This is a genomic window from Acinetobacter sp. YH12102, assembly GCF_013419125.1.
GTDB classification, from domain to species: domain Bacteria; phylum Pseudomonadota; class Gammaproteobacteria; order Pseudomonadales; family Moraxellaceae; genus Acinetobacter; species Acinetobacter pseudolwoffii.
This window is the reverse complement of sequence record NZ_VPAS01000009.1, coordinates 42694-60275: the sequence shown is the minus strand read 5'-3', so window position 1 is coordinate 60275 and position 17582 is coordinate 42694. Positions and strand designations below refer to the sequence as shown.

17 protein-coding genes are annotated in these 17582 nt (G+C 44.3%); 14 read left to right on the top strand and 3 right to left on the bottom strand.

Going from position 1 to position 17582, the window contains the following annotated elements; genetic code table 11:
* Window positions 1-58: 58 nt before the first annotated feature.
* The 4 genes from fabD (at window position 59) to lysM (ending at window position 2779) form a co-directional block, all read left to right on the top strand.
* A complete protein-coding gene (fabD, locus tag FTU42_RS09850; RefSeq protein WP_005095987.1) occupies window positions 59-1045 on the top strand; it encodes an ACP S-malonyltransferase in 987 nt (328 codons plus the stop codon).
* Window positions 1042-1776: a 3-oxoacyl-ACP reductase FabG gene (gene fabG, locus FTU42_RS09845; RefSeq protein WP_159138576.1), complete on the top strand. Its 735-nt coding sequence runs from the start codon at window positions 1042-1044 to the stop codon at window positions 1774-1776. Before fabD ends, fabG begins: the two co-directional genes overlap by 4 nt.
* An 83-nt stretch (window positions 1777-1859) precedes the next feature.
* Window positions 1860-2096, top strand: coding sequence for an acyl carrier protein (acpP, locus tag FTU42_RS09840; protein ID WP_004646101.1), 237 nt, complete (start codon window positions 1860-1862; stop codon window positions 2094-2096).
* Between the two features lie 185 nt (window positions 2097-2281).
* Window positions 2282-2779: a peptidoglycan-binding protein LysM gene (lysM, locus tag FTU42_RS09835; protein ID WP_005095992.1), complete on the top strand. Its 498-nt coding sequence runs from the start codon at window positions 2282-2284 to the stop codon at window positions 2777-2779.
* Between the two features lie 110 nt (window positions 2780-2889).
* Here the strand turns inward: lysM and FTU42_RS09830 are convergent, their stop codons facing one another.
* Entirely contained in the window at window positions 2890-3357 is a 468-nt protein-coding gene (locus tag FTU42_RS09830) for an Lrp/AsnC ligand binding domain-containing protein (RefSeq protein WP_005095994.1), read from the bottom strand.
* A 138-nt stretch (window positions 3358-3495) separates the two neighbouring features.
* Between FTU42_RS09830 and FTU42_RS09825 the strand changes: the two genes are divergently transcribed.
* From FTU42_RS09825 to FTU42_RS09805, 5 genes are all read left to right on the top strand, one after another.
* Window positions 3496-4755, top strand: coding sequence for a D-amino acid dehydrogenase (locus tag FTU42_RS09825; RefSeq protein WP_180071956.1), 1260 nt, complete (start codon window positions 3496-3498; stop codon window positions 4753-4755).
* A 23-nt stretch (window positions 4756-4778) separates the two neighbouring features.
* Complete coding sequence (alr, locus tag FTU42_RS09820; RefSeq protein WP_159138578.1) at window positions 4779-5891, top strand: alanine racemase; 1113 nt, start codon at window positions 4779-4781, stop codon at window positions 5889-5891.
* A gap of 45 nt (window positions 5892-5936) precedes the next feature.
* Window positions 5937-6299, top strand: coding sequence for a RidA family protein (locus FTU42_RS09815; protein ID WP_159138579.1), 363 nt, complete (start codon window positions 5937-5939; stop codon window positions 6297-6299).
* A gap of 151 nt (window positions 6300-6450) precedes the next feature.
* On the top strand, window positions 6451-7890 hold the full coding sequence (locus tag FTU42_RS09810; RefSeq protein ID WP_074384173.1) for an amino acid permease: 1440 nt from the start codon (window positions 6451-6453) through the stop codon (window positions 7888-7890).
* A 171-nt stretch (window positions 7891-8061) separates the two neighbouring features.
* Window positions 8062-9300, top strand: a complete 1239-nt coding sequence (locus FTU42_RS09805; RefSeq protein ID WP_252766813.1) for a hypothetical protein — start codon at window positions 8062-8064, stop codon at window positions 9298-9300.
* A gap of 57 nt (window positions 9301-9357) precedes the next feature.
* Here FTU42_RS09805 and hemJ read toward each other — a convergent pair whose 3' ends face one another.
* Window positions 9358-9810 (bottom strand): protoporphyrinogen oxidase HemJ, encoded by a 453-nt coding sequence (gene hemJ / locus FTU42_RS09800; RefSeq protein WP_100328923.1) that lies wholly within the window; start codon window positions 9808-9810, stop codon window positions 9358-9360.
* Window positions 9811-9833: 23 nt separating this feature from the next.
* Window positions 9834-11063 (bottom strand): beta-ketoacyl synthase N-terminal-like domain-containing protein, encoded by a 1230-nt coding sequence (locus FTU42_RS09795; protein ID WP_159138581.1) that lies wholly within the window; start codon window positions 11061-11063, stop codon window positions 9834-9836.
* A gap of 275 nt (window positions 11064-11338) precedes the next feature.
* On the opposite strand from FTU42_RS09795, the gene FTU42_RS09790 reads away from it, so the two are divergent.
* The 5 genes from FTU42_RS09790 to tuf all read left to right on the top strand — a co-directional run bounded on the left by FTU42_RS09790 (window position 11339) and on the right by tuf (window position 17566).
* Complete coding sequence (locus FTU42_RS09790) at window positions 11339-12841, top strand: EcsC family protein (protein WP_159138582.1); 1503 nt, start codon at window positions 11339-11341, stop codon at window positions 12839-12841.
* 154 nt (window positions 12842-12995) lie between these two features.
* Window positions 12996-13370, top strand: coding sequence for a 30S ribosomal protein S12 (gene rpsL, locus FTU42_RS09785; RefSeq protein ID WP_002050319.1), 375 nt, complete (start codon window positions 12996-12998; stop codon window positions 13368-13370).
* Window positions 13371-13548: 178 nt separating this feature from the next.
* On the top strand, window positions 13549-14019 hold the full coding sequence (rpsG, locus tag FTU42_RS09780; RefSeq protein ID WP_004279240.1) for a 30S ribosomal protein S7: 471 nt from the start codon (window positions 13549-13551) through the stop codon (window positions 14017-14019).
* 128 nt (window positions 14020-14147) lie between these two features.
* Window positions 14148-16283, top strand: coding sequence for an elongation factor G (fusA, locus tag FTU42_RS09775; protein ID WP_005096016.1), 2136 nt, complete (start codon window positions 14148-14150; stop codon window positions 16281-16283).
* A gap of 92 nt (window positions 16284-16375) precedes the next feature.
* Window positions 16376-17566, top strand: a complete 1191-nt coding sequence (gene tuf / locus FTU42_RS09770) for an elongation factor Tu (protein WP_005095265.1) — start codon at window positions 16376-16378, stop codon at window positions 17564-17566.
* Window positions 17567-17582 lie beyond the last annotated feature (16 nt).

The window sequence follows — 17582 nt, the reverse complement described above, 5'->3', positions numbered from 1 at the left end:
TTGGCCAGTCTTCTTGCTACAACTGAAGATGACACCTCTTGAATGAAAGGATTTTATTATGTCTGCGACACAACTCGAACAAGCAGCACAAGCAACGAAAACTGCATTTGTATTTCCAGGTCAAGGCTCACAAAAAGCCGGCATGCTGGCTGAACTTGCAGAGCAGTTTTCTGCTATTCGCGAGACATTTGCAGAAGCCTCTGAAGCTGTCGGCTTCGATTTGTGGCAGATTGCGCAAACTGGCGAAAACTTAAATCAAACTGAATTTACCCAGCCGGTATTGCTGACTGCAAGTATTGCCTTGTGGCGCGTGTGGCTGGAATCTGGTGGTGTGGCACCGAAATATCTGGCAGGCCATTCACTGGGTGAGTACAGCGCGCTGGTGGCAGCGGGTAGCCTAAGCCTGGGTGATGCAGTCAAACTGGTCAACCTGCGCGGTAAACTGATGCAGACGGCTGTACCTCAGGGTGTCGGTGCAATGGCTGCTATTTTAGGTCTGGATGATGCCAAAGTGATTGAGCTGTGTGCACAGGCAACTGCAGCAGGTGAAGGTTCTGTTGAAGCGGCAAACTACAATGCCCAAGGGCAGGTTGTGGTTGCAGGCAATAAAGATCGCGTTGAAGCAGTGATGGCACTGGCCAAAGAAAATAGCGCTAAGGCGATTGCATTGCCGGTATCGGTTCCATCGCATTGTTCACTGATGAAACCTGCGGCAGAACAGTTTGCGCCTGCATTGGAACAAACCGCCATTGAGCTGCCATGCATTCCTGTATTACAAAATGTAGGCGCTGAAGCTGCGGCTGATGTCCCTGCATTGCGTCAGGCCTTAACAGCGCAACTTTATGAATCAGTACAATGGACCAAAACCCTGCAATTCCTTCAAGATGAAGGCATTCAGTACATCGTTGAATGTGGTCCGGGTAATGTATTGAGTAACTTGGCGAAACGCCTACCGAATATCGAAAAAGCACTTCCACTGGATAGCAAATCTCGTCTGGAAGATGCATTGAACACCGTATTGACGGCAGAAGGGAAAATTGCATGACACAGGAACCGAAAGTTGCCTTGGTAACAGGTGCAAGTCGTGGTATTGGTGCTGCGATCGCACAACAGTTGATTCAGGATGGTTATTTTGTCGTGGGTACTGCGACCTCTGAAGCGGGCGCTGAAAAATTATCTGCACAGTTTGCTGAAAATGGTGTGGGCAAAGTTTTAGATGTACGTGATGGTGCTGCGATTGATGCACTGGTGACGGAGATCGAACAGAACTATGGTCCAGTGCTGGCGTTGGTTAATAATGCCGGTATTACCAAAGATAACTTATTGCTTCGCATGTCTGAAGATGACTGGGATGATATTTTAAATATTCACCTGAAAGCCGTTTACCGTCTGTCTAAACGTGTGCTGAAAGGCATGACCAAGGCACGTTTCGGACGCATCATCAACATCAGCTCTGTGGTGGCACACTTTGCCAACCCGGGGCAGGCCAACTATTCTGCTGCCAAAGCCGGAATTGAAGCCTTCAGTCGTAGTTTGGCCAAAGAAATGGGTAGCCGTCAGATTACGGTTAACTCGGTCGCACCAGGCTTTATTGCAACTGAAATGACGGAACAGTTAAGCGAAGAAATTCGTAAAAAAATGACTGAGCAAGTGGCGTTAAACCGTTTGGGTGACCCACAAGATATCGCAAATGCTGTAAGTTTCCTGGCTTCAGACAAAGCCAGTTACATTACTGGTACAGTTATGCATGTAAATGGGGGCTTATACATGAGCTAAGCTCAAGTATAAACTTTCCAAATTTTTTAGATTCAATTAAACTAACGGCATTAAAAACGCCACAAGCAATGAGGAGAATTCCTGTGAGCGATATCGAACAACGTGTTAAGCAAGCAGTTGCAGAACAACTTGGTATCAAAATCGAAGAGATTAAAAACGAAGCGTCTTTCATGGATGACTTAGGTGCAGATTCTCTAGATCTAGTTGAACTGGTTATGTCTTTCGAAAATGATTTCGACATCACGATTCCTGATGAAGATTCTAACGAAATCACAACTGTTCAATCTGCAATTGACTATGTTTCTAAGAAACTGGGTTAATCGCCGATTTCAGCTTTGCTGAGCATAAAGACCACCCTCTCGGTGGTTTTTTTGTGTCTGCTTTTCACCTAAATGGAAATTTTACAATCGATTACCTTTCTGTCACCAATGACTAACTATGCCTTGGCTATTTTCATTATAAAAATAAGAGTGATATGACATTAACGACAAGAATGGAGTTCCATATGGGTCTTTTTGATTTTGTAAAAGGTATCGGTAAGAAAAATACAGCTGCCGCAGAGCCGCAGGCCGCACCAGCAAATACTACTCCAGCCGCAGCAGCACAGCCCGCAGAGCCTTCTGCCCAAGAAGTCGCAAATAAATTACTTGGTCATGTAAAAGGTCTGGGTCTTCCGATCACTGGTTTATCCATCAGTTATAATTCAACCTCGGATCTGGCCACGGTCAGAGGTCAGGTGCAAAGTCAGGCCGATCGTGAAAAAATTATTCTGGCGGTGGGGAATATTGATCATGTGGCCAAAGTGGATGATCAGCTTACGGTCAGCAGCCCTGAACCGGAAAGCAAATTCTATACGGTAAAATCGGGGGATAGCTTGTCAAAAATCTCGAAAGAATTTTATGGTGATGCCAATCAGTACAATAAGATCTTTGAGGCCAATCGCCCATTGCTCAAAGATGCTGATGATATTTTCCCGGGACAGGTATTGCGTATTCCAGCCTGATTTTTAAGTCGAAAATAAATATCTAAATATATTGTTCACCATAATGCCCCATTTGGGGCATTATTTTTTTGGAAACTGTTTGAGCGCTGAATGTTGAAAGATAAAAATAATTACCCGCCAAGATCCAGATAGAGACTTTCTTTTACTTCCTCCATGACCACATAACTATGTGAGGAAGCAGAAGCAGGTAATTTTTTTAGCAAATCGCCTAACAGACGCCGATAGGCACTCATCTCTTTGAGACGTGCCTTGACCAGATAATCAAAGTCACCGGAAATCAAATGACATTCCAGTACTTCTGGAATTTCGGTCAGATTCCGCGCCACTTGATCAAATACATCACCCGATTTTGCAGAAAGCTTAATCTCCAGAAAGACCAGCAAATTGCGTTCTAGCAGTTCCGGATTTAAGCGCGCGTAATAACCCATGATAATGCCTTCGCGCTCCAGCCGTTTTACCCGTTCTGAACAGGGTGTGGTTGACAGGTTCACACGTGCTGCCAGCTCACTAATGGCAATCCGGCCATCGCGTTGCAAGATATCCAGAATCATGCGATCAATGCGGTCTAATTTACGCATCAATATTTCCCTCTTTTTTTTAATTCTGCCCGAAAAAAATGTTTATTTCACTAAATATATCATCTCAATATAGTTAAATTCACTATTGATCCAAAAATATACTAGTTAAATCAACTAGAAAAATTTGAGGGTAGTAAGATGCGCGTTTTGGTCTTAGGCAGTGGTGTAATCGGTGTGGCGAGTGCCTATTATCTGGCGCAGCAGGGTGCAGAAGTTACAGTGCTTGACCGTCAAACCGGGCCGGCTGAAGAAACCAGTTTTGGCAATGCCGGGCAAATTTCTCCGGGCTATTCGACGCCATGGGCAGCACCGGGCATTCCATTTAAAGCAGTGAAATGGATGTTCCAGCATCATGCACCTTTAGCCATTAATTTAGATGGCAGTATGTGGCAGTTGAACTGGATGGCACAAATGCTGAAAAACTGTAATCCAGCCAGCTATGCGATTAACAAAGAACGTATGACCCGTGTGGCTGAATATAGCCGTGACTGTTTACGTGAATTGCGTAAAGAAACCGGGATCAGTTATGAACACCGTTCTAAAGGTACTTTGCAAGTCTTTCGTAACGAAGCGCAATTAGAGATGGTGCAACGTGATATTGCGGTATTGCGAGAATGCGGCGTACCGCATGAATTGTTGTTGGGCGCTGATCTGGCCAAAGTTGAGCCAGCCCTGGCGCATGTCCAGGATAAACTGGTGGGCGGCTTGCATTTACCCAATGATGAGACAGGCGACTGTTATTTATTTACCAATGCCTTAGCCAATGTTGCCAAAGAATTGGGCGTGCAGTTTAAATTTAACCAAAATGTTGAGCGTTTGGTGATTGAAGGCGATGAAATTAAGGGGGTGGTGGTCAATGGTGAAGTGCTGACGGCTGATAAATATGTATTGGCATTCGGTAGTTATTCGCGTGATTTCTTAAAACCTTTGAATCTGGATTTGCCGGTTTATCCAGTCAAAGGCTATTCACTGACCATTCCAATTGTTGATGCCAACTTTGCACCACAATCTACGGTGCTGGATGAAACCTATAAAATTGCCATCACGCGTTTTGACCAGCGGATCCGTGTTGGCGGTATGGCCGAACTAAGTGGATTTAACCACAATTTGAAAGACAATCGCCGTGCCACTCTGGAAATGGTCACTCAGGAATTATTCCCAGGCGGGGATCTGGCAGAAGCGAGTTTCTGGACCGGTTTACGTCCAATGACCCCAGACAGTACCCCGATTATTGGTGTAACGCGTTTTAAAAATCTGTTCCTGAATACTGGACATGGCACCCTGGGTTGGACCATGGCCTGTGGTTCGGGCAAGTTAATCAGTGACATTGTGTTGAATCATAAAACCGAAATCAGCACTGAAGGACTTTCACTCGGACGTTATTCACACGCGGCCTAAATTGCTGTTTCAAGGAAGAAGCTATGCCACGCCCAATTCAAGCTGTAGTGCACTTAGATGCATTGCAGCATAACCTGAAGATCGCCAAAGCCGCAGCGCCAAATGCCGAAGTCTATGCTGTGGTTAAAGCCAATGCCTATGGTCATGGTATTGAGCGAGTCTATTCAGCATTTCAATCAGCCGATGGTTTTGCCTTGCTGGATTTGGCTGAAGCGCAGCGTCTGCGTGCGCTCGGTTGGCAGGGCAAAATTTTACTGCTCGAAGGAATTTTTGCTGTAGACGATTTAGACGTCTGTGCTGCATTAGATTTAAGTTTTAGTCTACATAGCCAGCATCAAATCACCTGGTTAACGCAGTTTCAGCAGATCAATCCAGACGCAAAATTTGATGTGTACTTAAAACTTAACAGCGGTATGAACCGTTTGGGTTTTCAGGCCCACGAATATACGGATATTTTTAAGCAAGTCCAGGCACTGGGCAATGTGCGCTCAGTTAGCCATATGACGCATTTTTCCGATGCAGATGGTCAGCGCTTTGGCCAGAACGGCATTGATTATCAATATTCAATGTTCACGCAAATCACTGGGTCTTTAGCCGGAAAAACTTCTGTCAGTAATAGTGCAGCCATCCTGCGCCATCATCACCACATTCAATCCGACATTGTGCGTAGTGGCATCATGCTGTATGGCAGTTCGCCTGACTATCCTGACCATACTATTTATGACTGGAATCTGCAGCCCGGCATGAGCCTGCGCAGTGAAATCATTGCGATTCAGTATATTCAGGCTGATGAAAGTGTGGGTTATGGTTCTAACTTCGTTGCGGAGCAGGCGATGCGCATTGGTGTAGTGGCATGTGGATATGCCGATGGGTATCAGCGCATTTCAGCCACAGGTACACCAGTTCTGGTGGATTCAGTGCAGACTCAAGTTCTTGGTCGGGTCAGTATGGATATGCTTACAGTCGATCTGACCGCTGTCCCTCAGGCGACTGTGGGGAGTGAAGTGGTGCTTTGGGGGAAATCTTCGCAAGGTGAAATTTTATCAATTGATGAGGTCGCGGCCGGTTCAGGAACCGTAGGCTATGAATTGATGTGTGCGATTACGGCTCGTGTACCGGTTCGGATCGAAAGCTAAAACTAAATATTGACCAAATAACGGAAGAAATTGAGAGGACATATGATGATGGAACACACCGATATCCAGCGTATTAACAGCAATCAGGTCATGAGTGCTGTCACCATTCACAACCAGACCGTGTATTTATCAGGGCAGGTGCCGGATAGCACCCGTCAGGATATTAGCGGTCAAACGCAGGAAGTGCTGACGAAAATTGATCAGCTGCTCAAGCTGGCAGGAACAGACAAAAGCCGACTGCTGTCGGCACAACTATTTGTGAAAAATCTGGAAGATTTTCAAACCGTGAACCAGATCTGGATTCACTGGTTGCAAGGACAGGGAACTCCGGCACGTGCCACCATTCAGGCAGATCTGGTCAATCCTGACTGGCTGATTGAAATTGCAGTGATTGCAGCACAGGCTTGAGTTGTTTTGATTTTTATATCTCCCAACTTAATTTTGTAAGGACATTAGATCCGGTCATTTAGCTTTTTAAATGGAACTTCATCTGCATTCAGGATTTCAGGAAGAAATCCGATCAGATGGGCAAGGGTCTGATGCAAAAAAGGAACTAAACATGAATACAACATCCGCTAAAGATGACGCAGCGCCGTCGCAACATGAGCTACAACGCAAGCTCTCCAATCGGCATCTGCAGTTAATTGCCATTGGTGGTGCAATTGGTACCGGTTTATTTATGGGATCGGGTAAAACTATCTCTTTGGCCGGCCCTTCAATTTTATTTATTTATATGATTATTGGCTTTATGTTTTTTTTCCTGATGCGCGCATTGGGTGAGATATTGTTGGCTAATTTACATTACAAATCATTTATTGATATGGCGCGCGACCTCATAGGTCCGGGCGCGGCCTATTATATTGGCTGGTCTTATTGGCTCGGTTGGGTTCTGGTCGGGATTGCCGATTTAGCAGCGATTATTAATTATCTAAGTTTCTGGTTGCCTGAGGGTGTGGCCTTTACCCCCATCGGGCAGGCATTGATCAGTGTCGGCTGTGTGTTGCTGGTTCTGGGTTTGAACTTGCTGACGGTCAAACTGTTTGGTGAAATTGAATTCTGGTTTGCCCTGATTAAGATTTTAGCCATTTTAGGCCTGATCTTTATTGGCGGCTTTATGGTGTTGAACCAGTTTCAGGCACCAGATGGCAGTACTGCAAGCTTTAGCCATGTCTGGTCGGGTGGTATGTTCCCCAAAGGTGCGGATGGCTTCCTGGCAGGCTTCCAGATTGCCTTATTCGCCTTTGTCGGTGTGGAATTGCTCGGTACGATGGCAGCTGAAACCAAAGATCCTGAGAAAAATTTACCCAAAGCCGTCAATGCAATTCCAACGCGTATTATCTTGTTCTATGTGTTGTCATTGTTTGTAGTGATGTCAGTGACTCCATGGGCTAAAATTCCTGCGGATCAAAGTCCTTTTGTCAGCTTATTCATGCATGCCGGTATTGGTGCGGCGGCGATCATCATGAATCTGGTGGTCTTGTCATCCGTCATGTCTTCCATGAATAGTGGTGTATTCTCAACCAGTCGTATGCTTTTCGGATTGGCGCGTGGCCAACAGGCACCTGCCGCTTTGGCGCATCTATCGAAACGTTCTGTACCAGCCAAGGGTTTAATGTTCTCATGTGCCTTTATTATGGCTGGTGCAGCTTTGCAGTACTTCGTGCCAAACACCCTGGAAGCTTTTACTTTAGCCACGTCGCTGTGCGTGATTTTGTTTATTAGTATTTGGAGCTTAATTATGGTGTGTTATTTACGCTACCGTAAATTACGCCCTGAACAGCATGCCAACTCCACCTTTAAAATGCCGGGCGGGGTATGGATGAGCTATATCGTACTAACTTTTCTGGCTTTCGCTCTGGTCATTTTAAGTTTGGAGCCAGATACATTTAATGCATTAAAAATCAGTCCATTATGGTTGATTATTTTGGCAGTGACTTATTATGTACTGTATCGGCCGCGTGTCGCAGCCGCGAGAAAAGCGGCATTAGAAACACAATAAAATAGCTTAAAAAATCCCCGCCTGATCGGGGATTTTTTTATGGTGTGATGAATCATTTGTGAACTTTGTCCTGTGCCCTTAGAATTGAAGAAAAATTTATAATTAAAAATAAGGATCTATATGAGGGGATGGAGTAAAAACAGGCTGGGGTTATGGTCGCTTGGCATTCTTGTGGGAATAGCCATTCTGTTGGTATTCACTGCAAAATGGCTGCGTACAGATCAGCCTTTAACGGATACGGCAAAAAAGTTTATTCAGCCAGATTTAATCTATAGGGCGAATGTTCAGCAACACTCATATTTTTACTTATTGGGAATTGCTGCCAAAGATGAGGTTCACCCTCAGGCACTGGGTCGTTATCGTTACCATCGGGAATGGGTAAATTATATTCGAGATCAGAATGCTGCTGAAAATTTGCAGAGTGACTCAGGATTAAACCGCCAGCTGAGCCGAGCTGGTTTTTCTGAACAGGAAAAAGAACTTCTTGAAAATCTGCAAATGCGTTTGGCTAATTCAGCTGAGCAGTTTTCTGTATTGGTGGTAGAACATAAAAAATTGCTACACGCTTTACTGGAACGTGAGCGTATTCCTTTACAACGGTTTTCAGATTTATTGGAACACCAGGATTATATTTCATTGGTGATTCCGCCGCAGGCAGGCGGGCCTGATTATCGCTATATTCAAAACTTACAGTTGCTGAAACTGGTTCACATCCAGCTTAATTCAGACTCTAAAGTGCAGGATTATGCACAGCAATTTCATCAGGTTTTAGACTTTAGCCGGAACCGCTTGTCTTTGGTTGAAAAAATGCTGCTGCAGAATTGGCTCAGTCAAATGATTGATCTGATTCGGATCGAGCAAAAAAATGAAAGCAATCCAGTCATGCTTAACAATCTGGATTCAGATCAATTGGGTTTAAAAGCAAGTCTGCAAAATGAATTAATGGGACATTATTTGCTGACCCAATATCTGGCACATGCCTCTGAAATCAGCCCTGTACAGCTAAAATGGCTGTATTTACCCAATACCACCTTTAATGCAATTGCAGCACAATATGAGGTGTACTGGATGCTTTCGGAAACACCGTATGTTGAACTGCAAGAGCGGTTTACGACAAGTGAGCCTTCTTCACTGTCTAAATGGCGACTAAAAAATGCGATTGGACATGTTCTAGCGCAGATCAGTAAGCCCAACTTTGAAAAATATATTGTGATGAATCATGTCTTAAGCAATAAAATTATGACTTTTAATGCAGTCAATTCAGGCAGTATAGAGATAGAGCTATTGAATCAAAATGCAGCAGGGCGACGTTATTTTCAGCAAGATGGAAAGTTATGTATAGCACTGCCATTTTCTCAACAGAAATTGTCTGAACTGAATCTGAAGCAGGATAGCTGTGTAAAAATCTAGAAGGCCAAAATAAAAAATCCCCGACGAATCAGGGATTTTTTATTTTTGCTCTATGCGTTAGAAGGTCGGTTTTACCACGACCAAAATTACCACAGCAAATAAGATCAGGGTTGGCATTTCATTAAAATAACGCCAGAACTTGTGTGACTTGTAATGGGCATTTTCCATCAGTTTTTTGCGGTAATGGCCACATACCAGATGATAAATCACCAATAAACCCACCAGACCCACTTTCAGGTAAAACCATAAAGCTTCATGATAGTGACGTGTTGCATCACCCCAATCGACCAGAAAGTGCGCTGTAATGAGGGTGGCCAGCATGGCAGGCCACATGATGCCACGATACAGCTTGCGTTCCATCACCTGAAAACGCGCGTGGCTTACGGCATCTTCGCTCATGGCATGGTAAACATATAACCGTGGCAAGTAGAACAACGCAGCGAACCAGCAAACCACCGCAATAATATGTAATGCTTTTACCCAAAGGAAAGCATCAGAAGGAGCATCCATCAAGTCACCCTAAAATGGGCGGCTTAGCCTTCCCATTTTTTGAAGATGAGACAAGCATTTACGCCGCCGAAACCGAAACTGTTACTCATCACAGTATTCAATTTTGCGTCACGTTTTTCAAGCACGATATCAAATGGTTTTGCGCCTTCATCCAGCTCGGTCACGTTAATGTTTGGAGCAATAAAGTCATTTTGCATCATCAGGATCGAGTAAATTGCTTCCTGGACGCCAGCAGCACCCAGGCTGTGACCAGTCATAGACTTGGTTGAGCTCAGTGGTGGAACTTTATCTTCACCAAATGCACGTGCCATCGCTTGAAGCTCGGTCACGTCACCAGCAGGTGTAGATGTACCATGAGTATTCACATAATCAATCGATTCAACACCATGTTGTTTGGCTTCTTCAAGTGCCATCAGGATACAGCGTGTAGCCCCTTCACCACTTGGTGCAACCATATCTGCACCATCCGAGTTGGCCGCATAGCCCACCACTTCAGCCAAGATGTTTGCACCACGTGCTTGTGCATGCTCAAGTGACTCAAGCACCACAAAACCGCCACCACCGGCAATCACGAAGCCGTCACGGTCAGCAGAGTACGGACGAGATGCAGTTTCAGGCGTGTCGTTGTATTTAGAGCAAAGCGCACCCATCGCATCAAACAATAAGCTTTGTGACCAGTGATCTTCTTCACCGCCACCAGCCAGCATCAAATCTTGTTTGCCCAGTTGGATCAGGTTATAAGCATAACCAATGGCATCGGCAGAGGTTGCACATGCACTGGTAATGGTATGTGCTACGCCTTGTAGTTTAAAAGCGACACCGACGTTTGCAGTAATGGTGTTGGTCATATTGCGTGGTACAAAGAAAGGACCAATTTTACGCGCACCTTTGGTATCTAGAAGTTCTTTCATTTCAACCACTGAGGCAGTTGAACCACCACCTGAACCACCGGCAATACCATAGCGTGGATTATTTGCCAGATTTTCTTGTTTTAAACCGGCATGTTCAACTGCAGCAAGTGCCGAGTTGTAGGCATACATTGCGCATACGCCCATAAAGCGTTTGAGTTTACGGTCAATACCGTCGAAATCCTGCTCGGCCGCAGCACTCACATGGCTTTTGAAATTGAGTTCAGCATAAGTCGGATTAAAACGTGTTCCTGAAATCCCATTTTGTAAAGAATGGTTTACATCCTCTAATGTATTACCAATACACGAGTTAATACCCATGCCAGTGATGACAACACGTTTCATCTACAGATCCTTATAGTTTAGCTCTACGTCCAGTGGCAGAAAATGGGTTATATAAAATCTCCAAATCCGGCCTCTAGCCTTATTTCATGATGGAGAACATGATAGCAGAAAGACTTTTGAAATCTTATGGCAAATGTTATGCCGTGTGACAGTCGGTTGGGTTTGTGAGTCGGCATGTAGGGATTTTACTAAATGACACAGAATAAAGTTGAGATAAATGCTGACTACACCTAGTATTTATATCAAATACAAGCACGTGAATGCTGAGGTAAAAAATGGTAAATGCTAATAATAAACAATCTAATGGTCTGATTTCGAATGCCTTTGGAGTGGCGAAAAAGTTCAGTTCAACCGGATTGGATTTATTGAATCATGTTGCACCAGACTCGGTGACGAAAGCACTTAAGCCGTCAAATTCCGGTCAGGTGATTGACGGTTCGGCGAAGACAAAAAGCGTTTTTTCGGCTAAAAAATATGATAATCCACAGCAAATGCTTCGTGAACATTTGCCAAATGTATCTCGCCAGCTTCTAGGACACCGTTTTAATACCGTCAATAACGTGGCACATTTTGTTTCTCCTGAACTGACGGAGAAAGTATCAGACTATTTTTATGACCGCCTTAACCAGTTTAGTAACCAGAGCAGTTCGGTCGATACCATTCTGAATGAAGCAGGGGCAAAAGACTTGGAAGAGTTGACTCAGGATGTCGATCGTTCTAAGCGGATTTCACAGGCTTTGGGTGAGCAAAACAAATGGATTGCAACGGTACAGGGTGCAATCAGCGGTGCTTCTGGGGTGCTTGGTACAGCGATTGATATTCCGGCTTCTTTGTTAATGGCGCTACGTACCATTTATCAGGTCGGTCGTTCTTATGGTTTTGACCTGAGCAAAGATGATGATCAGGAAATCGTACAACATATTTTTAGACAGCTAGACCTTGGCCTGATTGCTGAAAAGCAGACCTTATTATTGGGCTTAAAAGCGCTGAGTAATACAATTAAAACCCACGATATTTCCCAGCTTCAGACCATGCTAGGTTCTGATAATGATATGAATGCCATCAAGCAATGGTTAAACAACCATGAGGGCGAGGCAAAATGGGAATGGGTGAACAATCTGCCAAAAATTTCTATTTTAGAAAAATTAACGAAATTGACACCATTGGCAAGTGCTGGAATCGGAGCAGTTTATAGTCACCGTTTTGTTGATGATGTAAATCAGAAAGCTCAAGAAGCTTTCTCACATGCTCGACAATATCTGATTCAGCATCAAGATTCGCAATTGTCTCCCTATGCGGCCTATGAAAAAGCAGTCAATTTATTGCAACAGGCTGCACCTAAATTATTAGACAGTTCATCTCAGTCGATCGAGGCGCCAAAAGACGAGCCAATTCTGGATCAGGATATTACAATTGAAGGCAATGATACAATTACTCAGGTCAAACTGGTTAAGAAAGAAAAGAATGATCTCAGTTCTGAAGAAGCTGAAGTGAAAAAAGATGAAAAAGTCAGTGAAGGTCTAGATGCCCTCAGTGATGAATTGGTTGAACCTGTGGCAGATAAACAATCGCAACAGCCTGCTTTAACCAAAACTTCTTTTGATCCTGACGTGGAAGCAGAGATACAAGCAGATAATACTGCTGAAAATGAATCGGAGACCGTGGAAAATGAGGGGCTAGAGGGGCAGGAGGATCCTGATTCTGCATCTGAAACAGCCTCAACAACATCTAAAGCTCAAGATGTTACAAAAAAAACTGCGAAGAATCCGAAAAAGTAAATGAATTCTGAGAGAAAATAGCAGCATAGCGTATAGTTGTTATTATATTTGGTCGACCTGAGCAGGTTGACCAATTTTACATCTTGAATTACAATTGCATGCCCTCAAAAAGCAGTATGTTTTTGGGGCTTTTTATTAACGGGAGAATTGCCAAATGGCAACAACAAATCAGTTGATCCGTAAGGGTCGTACGACTTTAGTTGAAAAATCTAAAGTTCCTGCGTTGAAGGCTTGTCCACAGCGCCGTGGTGTTTGTACACGTGTTTACACAACTACACCTAAAAAACCTAACTCAGCAATGCGTAAAGTTTGCCGTGTTCGCTTAACTTCAGGTTTTGAAGTTTCTAGCTACATCGGTGGTGAAGGCCATAACCTGCAAGAGCACAGTGTTGTTCTTATCCGTGGTGGTCGTGTTAAAGACTTACCAGGTGTACGTTACCATACCGTTCGTGGTTCTTTAGACTGTGCTGGTGTTAAAGATCGTAACCAGTCTCGTTCTAAATACGGTACTAAACGTCCTAAGAAATAATTCGTCGAGAATTAAATTTTAAGAACGTAGAACCGCAATCCTTTATCGTCTCGCTTGTCTGATTTCTGCATTTAATTTTGTGAAATTCAAGCGACGTGTAGTAAGGCCAGCGAATGCACATGACACTTTGTGCTCATGCTGGATAAACCTGAAGTGTCATCTTTATAGGTAGTTTAAAATGCCAAGACGTCGCGTAGTCGCTGCTCGTGAAATCCTTCCGGATCCTAAGTTCAGCAGCCAAACAATCGCTAAATTCATGAACCACGTAATGCAAGATGGTAAAAAATCTATTGCTGAAAGTATCGTTTACGGTGCTTTAGACCGCGTTCAAGAAAAATCTAAAGTAGACCCAGTTGAATTTTTCGAGACTACTCTTGAAAAAGTTCGTCCTATGGTCGAAGTAAAAGCACGCCGTGTTGGTGGTGCTACATACCAAGTACCTATGGAAGTACGCCCATCCCGTCGTACTGCCCTAGCTATGCGTTGGTTAGTAGATGCTGCTGCTAAGCGTTCTGAAAAAACTATGGCTTTACGTCTTGCTGGCGAGTTGCTTGATGCATCTGAAGGCAAAGGCGCTGCGGTTAAGAAACGTGAAGATGTGCACCGTATGGCTGAAGCCAACAAAGCATTCTCTCACTACCGTTTCTAAGCAGATAAAACAGGCCCTATTCAGGAAAGTGCTAAAACCGTCATGGTTTTGTCACCAAAGCGCTTTAAGTTGCTATGCAGCTTAAAGCGTCCTGTTTTAAACAACAAAATTTAGGAATGCTAGAAATCATGGCACGTCAAACCCCAATTTCTCGTTACCGTAACATTGGTATTTCTGCGCACATTGACGCAGGTAAGACAACCACTTCTGAACGTATTTTGTTCTACACAGGTGAGAGCCATAAACTTGGTGAAACTCACGAAGGTTCGGCAACTACGGACTGGATGGAACAAGAGCAAGAACGCGGTATTACCATTACCTCAGCAGCTGTAACATGCTTCTGGAAAGGTATGGCGAACCAGTTCGAACAACACCGTATTAACGTAATTGACACCCCGGGACACGTTGACTTCACGATTGAAGTTGAGCGTTCTATGCGTGTTCTTGACGGTGCGTGCATGGTTTACTGTGCTGTAGGTGGTGTTCAGCCTCAGTCAGAAACGGTATGGCGTCAAGCAAATAAATATAAAGTTCCACGTATTGCGTTTGTTAACAAAATGGACCGTACTGGCGCGAACTTCTTCCGTGCTGTTGAACAAGTTAAAACACGTCTTGGCGGTAATCCAGTGCCAATCGTTGTTCCAATCGGCGCAGAAGAAAACTTCCAGGGTGTTGTTGACCTAATCGAAATGAAAGCAATCATTTGGGATGAAGCATCTCAAGGTATGCAATTCGAATATGGCGACATCCCTGCTGACTTAGTTGCTACTGCTGAAGAATGGCGTACTAACATGGTTGAAGCTGCTGCGGAAGCATCAGAAGAACTCATGGACAAGTACCTAGAAGGCGAAGAGCTAACTAAAGAAGAAATCGTTGCTGGTATCCGTAAGCGTACATTGGCAAACGAAATTCAACCAATGCTTTGTGGTTCGGCATTCAAAAACAAAGGTGTTCAACGTATGTTGGATGCTGTAATTGAATTCTTGCCAGCACCGACTGACGTTGAAGCGATCAAGGGTATCCTTGACGACAAAGACGAATCTGAAGGTTCTCGTGAAGCGTCTGACGAAGCTCCGTTCTCTGCACTTGCATTCAAAATTATGAATGACAAATTCGTAGGTAACTTGACTTTCGTTCGTGTTTACTCAGGTGTTCTTAAAGCGGGTAGCCCGTGTTATAACCCAGTAAAAATGAAGCGTGAGCGTGTTGGCCGTATCGTACAGATGCATGCGAATGACCGTAAAGATATCGAAGAAATTCGTGCGGGCGACATCGCGGCATGTGTAGGTCTTAAAGACACAACGACTGGTGATACATTATGTGATGAAAACCACGTAATTACACTAGAGCGTATGGAATTCCCTGAGCCAGTAATTGCACTTGCAGTTGAGCCTAAAACTAAAGCTGACCAAGAAAAAATGTCAGTTGCTTTAGGTCGTTTGGCGAAAGAAGATCCATCATTCCGCGTACGTACTGATGAAGAATCAGGTCAAACCATTATTGCTGGTATGGGTGAACTTCACCTTGACATCATTGTTGACCGTATGAAGCGTGAATTCGGTGTTGAAGCCAACATTGGTAAACCAATGGTTTCTTACCGTGAAACGATCAAAAAGTCAGTTGAACAAGAAGGTAAATTCGTACGTCAAACTGGTGGTAAAGGTAAGTTCGGTCACGTATACGTACGTCTAGAACCGCTTGCTGAAGACGCTGGTAAAGACTACGAATTCGTTGAAGAAGTTGTAGGTGGTGTAGTACCTAAAGAATTCTTCGGCGCGGTTGACAAGGGTATCCAAGAACGTATGAAGAATGGTGTACTTGCTGGTTATCCAGTAGTGGGCATCAAAGCGACATTGTTCGACGGTTCTTACCATGATGTCGATTCTGACGAATTATCGTTCAAAATGGCGGGTTCTTATGCCTTCCGTGATGGTTTCATGAAAGCAGATCCAATCTTGCTTGAACCAATCATGAAAGTTGAAGTAGAAACTCCAGAAGACTACATGGGCGATATCATGGGTGACTTAAACCGTCGTCGTGGTATGGTTCAGGGTATGGACGATTTACCTGGTGGTACTAAAGCCATTCGTGCTGAAGTTCCATTGGCTGAGATGTTTGGTTACGCAACTCATATGCGTTCTATGTCTCAAGGTCGTGCGACTTACTCTATGGAATTTGCTAAATATGCTGAAACTCCACGTAACGTGGCTGAAGGCATCATTTCTAAGTTCCAGTCTGGCGGTAAAAAAGGTGACGACGAGTAATCTTTCGATTACTATAAGCCCAAACTAATTCATAGTTAAACCCAAGTGCTCATGCAGTGATCCTGCATGAGTAGTTTAAAAAGGAAGATCTCATGGCTAAGGCTAAGTTTGAACGTAATAAGCCACACGTTAACGTGGGCACAATTGGTCACGTCGACCATGGTAAAACAACTTTAACAGCTGCGATTGCAACTGTATGTGCGAAAAAATTCGGTGGCGAAGCGCGTGATTACGCTGCAATCGACTCTGCACCAGAAGAAAAAGCACGTGGTATTACAATTAATACTTCACACGTAGAATACGATTCTCCAACTCGTCACTACGCTCACGTAGACTGCCCGGGCCACGCCGATTATGTTAAAAACATGATTACTGGTGCTGCTCAGATGGACGGCGCGATCCTTGTATGTGCTGCGACTGATGGTCCTATGCCACAGACTCGTGAACACATCCTGCTTTCTCGTCAGGTAGGTGTACCTTACATCGTTGTATTCTTGAACAAATGCGACCTTGTAGATGACGAAGAGCTTCTTGAACTGGTTGAAATGGAAGTTCGTGAACTTCTTTCTACTTATGACTTCCCGGGCGATGACACTCCAGTGATCCGCGGTTCTGCACTTGCTGCACTTAACGGTGAAGCTGGTCAGTATGGCGAAGACGCTGTTGTTGCACTGGTTGAAGCACTTGACTCTTACATTCCAGAGCCAGAACGTGCTATCGACCTTCCATTCCTTATGCCAATTGAAGACGTATTCTCAATCTCTGGTCGTGGTACAGTAGTAACTGGCCGTGTAGAGACTGGTATTGTTAAAGTAGGCGAATCAGTTGAAATCGTTGGTATCCGTGATACTCAAGTAACTACAGTTACTGGTGTTGAAATGTTCCGTAAATTGCTTGACGAAGGTCGTGCAGGCGAGAACTGTGGTGTTCTTCTACGTGGTACTAAGCGTGAAGACGTACAACGTGGTCAAGTATTGACTAAACCAGGTGCGATCAAGCCACACACTAAATTCGATGCGGAAGTATACGTACTTTCTAAAGAAGAAGGTGGTCGTCACACTCCATTCCTTAACGGTTACCGTCCACAGTTCTACTTCCGTACTACGGACGTAACTGGTGCGATCGCGCTTAAAGAAGGCGTGGAAATGGTTATGCCTGGTGACAACGTTGAGATGTCAGTAGAGCTAATCCACCCAATCGCAATGGACCCAGGTCTACGTTTTGCGATCCGTGAAGGTGGTCGTACAGTGGGTGCTGGTGTAGTTGCTAAAGTAACTGCATAATCGCTGATTGTGTAAA